This window comes from Rhizobacter sp. P3_B12, assembly GCF_056402895.1.
The window spans coordinates 1-4,311 of record NZ_JBFUGN010000520.1 but is presented as its reverse complement, the minus strand read 5'-3'; the positions used below and the strand labels follow the sequence as shown (position 1 = coordinate 4,311).

4 protein-coding genes are annotated in these 4,311 nt (G+C 68.9%); 3 read left to right on the top strand and 1 reads right to left on the bottom strand.

The window, feature by feature from the left end; genetic code table 11:
• On the bottom strand, positions 1-190 hold a 190-nt coding region (locus AC1D01_RS22785), incomplete at its 3' end, for a hypothetical protein (protein WP_477870333.1).
• 166 nt (positions 191-356) lie between these two features.
• Here AC1D01_RS22785 and AC1D01_RS22780 point away from each other — a divergent pair.
• The 3 genes from AC1D01_RS22780 to AC1D01_RS22770 all read left to right on the top strand — a co-directional run.
• Entirely contained in the window at positions 357-1,553 is a 1,197-nt protein-coding gene (locus AC1D01_RS22780) for a vWA domain-containing protein (protein WP_477870331.1), read from the top strand.
• Between the two features lie 2 nt (positions 1,554-1,555).
• Positions 1,556-3,409, top strand: coding sequence for an autotransporter assembly complex protein TamA (locus AC1D01_RS22775; protein WP_477870329.1), 1,854 nt, complete (start codon positions 1,556-1,558; stop codon positions 3,407-3,409).
• 7 nt (positions 3,410-3,416) lie between these two features.
• Positions 3,417-4,311 (top strand): hypothetical protein (locus tag AC1D01_RS22770; RefSeq protein WP_477870327.1); only part of this gene is annotated, 895 nt, incomplete at its 3' end.

Below are 4,311 nucleotides of genomic sequence, written 5' to 3'. Positions count from 1 at the left end.
GTGTCTCGACACGCCAGTCGATGCGCTCGCCGCCACAGCGCCGCAACAGCAGCGCCTCGCGGTCGGCCGGGCCGGCGTCGGCGAACGGATCCACGCGACACGGCACGGGAGGCGCCGCCCACGCGCCGGCAGCGCCCACCGCCATCAGCATCGTCGTCAGCAGGAAGCGCATGCGCGCCGGAAACTTCATGTCACAGGCAGAGGCAGGAATGTCAGCCGGAACATGATGCGCGAAGCCTCCGTAGGACAACCGGAATGCCGCACCGCAACAATGGGGTATGCGCACGAGGACGGTGCGTGCAGACGAAGTCACAATACGCCGTAGTTTCATCGCGGTACGCCGCGCCCAGCCCGCCATGCTGACCAACTTCTTCTTCACCCTGCGCGCCGCCAAGCTGAAGGTTTCCGTCCAGGAATACCTGACCTTGCTCGAAGCGTTGCAAGCCGGCGTTCTGGACAACGACGGCGACGACGACGGCGGCCCGAGCGTCGACAAGTTCTACCTGCTCGCCCGCACCACGCTCGTCAAGGACGAGGCCAACTTCGACAAGTTCGACCGCGCCTTCGCCGCCTACTTCAAGGGCGTCGAGCTGCTCACCGACTTCACGCAGGACATCCCGCTCGACTGGCTGCAGAAGAAGTTCGAGCTCGAACTCAGCCCCGAGGACAAGGCCGCGATCGAGAAGATGGGCTGGGACGAGCTGATGGAGACGCTCAAGAAGCGCTTCGAGGAACAGAAGGAACGCCACGAAGGCGGCAACCGCATGATCGGCACCGGCGGCACCAGCCCGTTCGGCGCCTACGGCTACAACCCGCAAGGCATCCGCATCGGGCAGGACAAGTCCCGCAACAAGAGCGCCGTCAAGGTCTGGGACCAGCGCCAGTTCAAGGACTACGACGACTCGCTCGAACTCGGCACCCGCAACATCAAGGTCGCGCTGCGCCGCCTGCGCCGCTTCGCCCGCGAAGGCTCCGACGAGGAACTCGACCTCGACGACACCATCCGCTCGACCGCCGCCAACGCCGGCTACCTCGACATCAAGATGGTCCCCGAGCGCCACAACAAGGTGAAGGTGCTGCTGCTGATGGACGTCGGCGGCACGATGGACGAACACATCCACCGCGTCGAAGAGGTGTTCAGCGCCGCCAAGGCCGAGTTCAAGCACCTGGAGTTCTACTACTTCCACAACTGCGTCTACGACTTCATGTGGAAGAACAACCGCCGCCGCTACAGCGAGAAGTTCTCCACCTGGGACGTGATCCGCAAGTACAACAAGGACTACAAGCTGATCTTCGTCGGCGACGCGACGATGAGCCCCTACGAGATCCTGCAGCCCGGCGGCAGCGTCGAATACAACAACGAGGAGGCCGGCGCCGAATGGCTGCAGCGCCTCACGCATGCCTTCCCCAAGTTCGCGTGGATCAACCCCGAGCCGCAGGGCGTCTGGGGCTACCGCCAGAGCATCTCGATCGTCGCCCAGCTGATGAACCAGCGCATGTTCCCGCTCACGCTGCAAGGCCTCGAAGGTGCCATGCGGCTGCTGAGCAAATGAGGTTGCCCGCACCGCCCCTGCTGGCCGCCGGGCTCGCGCTGTCGCTGTCCCTCTCGGGCTGCGCCATCTTCAAACCCGAGGCCGACGGCAGCAGCAAGCCCGAGTCCGCCGCCGCACCGGCGACCGCCGCGTCCGCACCGGCCTTCGTCGCCTACCGGCTCGAGATCGAGGCCCCCGACGACCTGAAGGCCCTGCTCACCACCTACCTCGACCTCGGCCGCTTCCAGTCGTCGACGCAGGAAGGCATTACCCGCGCCGAGCTCGACCGCCTCGCCGCGGCCGCGCCGGCCCAGGCGAAGACGCTGGTCGAGACCGAGGGCTACTTCAACGCCGAAGCCCGCGTCGAGCGCAGCGAGACGCCCGAAGGCCTGCCGGTCATCAAGCTGGTGCTGCAGGTCGGCCCGCGCACCCGCGTCGACCACTGGGACCTGCAGATCGAGGGCGAACTGAAGAAAGGCCTCGACGCCAAGGATCCGGCTGCGCGCGAGACCCTCGATCGCCTCGAGGACCAGTGGCCGCTGAAGCTCGGCCGCCCGTTCCGCCAGAGCCTGTGGGGCGAGGCGAAGAACGAGACCGTGGCCCGGCTGCGAGCCGACGGCTACCCGGCTGCGCAATGGAAGAGCACCGAAGCACGCGTCGACGCGTCGACGCAGAAGGCCAGCATCACCGCGGTGCTCGACAGCGGCCCGCTGTTCCACCTCGGCGAGATCCGCATCGAAGGCCTGCAGCGCTACGACGAAGGCGCGATCCGCAACCTCGCCGACTTCGGCCCCGGCACGCCCTACACCGAGAAACGCATCCTCGATTTCCAGGAACGCCTGGGCAAGCTCGGGCTGTTCGAGGGCGTCTCGGTCGAGATCGATCCCGATCCGGCGGTTGCCGCGGCGACGCCGGTGACGGTGCGGGTGCGCGAGCAGACGCTGCAGCAGGCCACCTTCGGCATCGGCTACAGCGACAACACCGGCGGGCGCCTCACCTTCGAGCACCGGCACCGCCGGCCGTTCGGCTTCAACGCGCAGCTGCACAACAAGTTCGAACTCGGCCGCGACCTGCGCTCGTGGGACGCCGACCTCACGTCGAACCCGACCGACGGCCAGTACCGCAACCTGATCGCCACCAGCATCTCGCGGCTCGACTCGGCCGGCGCGATCACGCTGAACTCGCGCGTGCGGGTCGGCCGCTCGCTCGACACCGAGCACATCGAGCGGCTGATCTTCGTCGAGGTGCTCGACTCGAAGCTGACCAATGACACCGCCGAGCAGGACAGCCGCGCCGTCTCGCAGAACTACAACTGGGTCTGGCGCGACGTCGACAGCATCCTGCTGCCCACCAAGGGCCTCACCGCCTCGATCCAGGCGGCCGGCGGCTATGCCATCAACAACTTCGCCAGCAACGGCCCGTTCGGCCGCACCTACGGCCGCCTGACCGGCTACTGGCCGCTCGGCCAGCGCTGGTATGGCCAGGCCCGCGTCGAGGCCGGCGGCGTGTTCGCGAAACCCGATGTCGGCATCCCGGATGCGCTGCTGTTCCGCGCCGGCGGCGACGACTCGGTGCGCGGCTACGCCTACCGCTCGCTGGGCGTGATCAAGGATGGCGAGCTCTACGGCGGCCGCTTCCTGCTGACCAGCAGCATCGAACTGGCCCGCCCGATCTCGCCGCGCATGCCCTCGCTGTGGTGGGCGGTGTTCGCCGACGGCGGCAACGCGTCCGACACCTGGGGCCACGTGAACTCGGTCTACGGCTACGGCGTCGGCCTGCGCTGGCGCAGCCCGGTCGGGCCGCTGCGCATCGACTATGCGCATGGGCAGGCGGTCGACGAAAACCGGCTGCACCTGAGCGTCGGCATCGCCTTCTAGAGCACGCATGAGCGACGACACCGAAGCCACGCCCGCCCCGCCGAAGCCGCTGCGCCGACGCCGCTGGTGGGTCGCGCTGCTGATCATCGGCTTCGTGCTGCTGGTCGTGCTGCCGGCCGCGCTGGTCGGCACCGCGCTGTGGGCGGCCGGCAGCGAGAGCGGCACCGCGTGGCTGCTCGGCAACGTGGCACGCGCGCTGCCGCTGCTGCAGGTCAGCGAGCCGCGCGGCTCGCTGGTCGGCGATTTCAGTGCGAAGCAGGTCGTCGTCGTGCTCGGCGAGCACGACCGCGTCGTGATCGACGCGCTGCGCTGGCGCGGGCTGTCGCTGTCGTTCACGCCCTACCCGCGCTCCTGGGCGGCGGTGCATGCCGATGCGATGTCGGCCGAGCGCGTCACGGTGCTGATCGGCCCGAGCGACCCGAATGCCAAGCCGTCGGGGCTGCCGAGCTCGCTGCGCTCGCCGGTCGAGGTGCATGTCGACAAGCTCACCGTCGGCACGCTGCTGGTGCCGGGGCTGGAGGCGCATCCGCTGCGCGAGATCGCCGCCCGGGTCGCGCTCGGCGCCGAGCGCGGCGCGCTGCACCGTGTCAGCGATGTCTCGCTGCGGCTCGATGCGCTGCAGGTCACCGGCGGCGCGCAGATCGGTGCCGACGGCGACATGCCGCTCGAGCTGCAGCTGGCCGGCGTGCAGGGCAGCGGCAGCGAGGCGGCCCTGCCGACGCTGCCGGCCTGGGCGAAATCGCTGCGCAACGACTGGCATGCCGACCTGTCGGCGAAGGGCCCGCTCGCGCGCTTCAACGCGAAGGCCGCGTTGCGCGCACAAGGGCAGTCGCTGGACGCCACCGCCACCGTCGCGCCGTGGGACCCCTGGCCGCTGCCGCAGGTCGATGCCAGCACGCAGG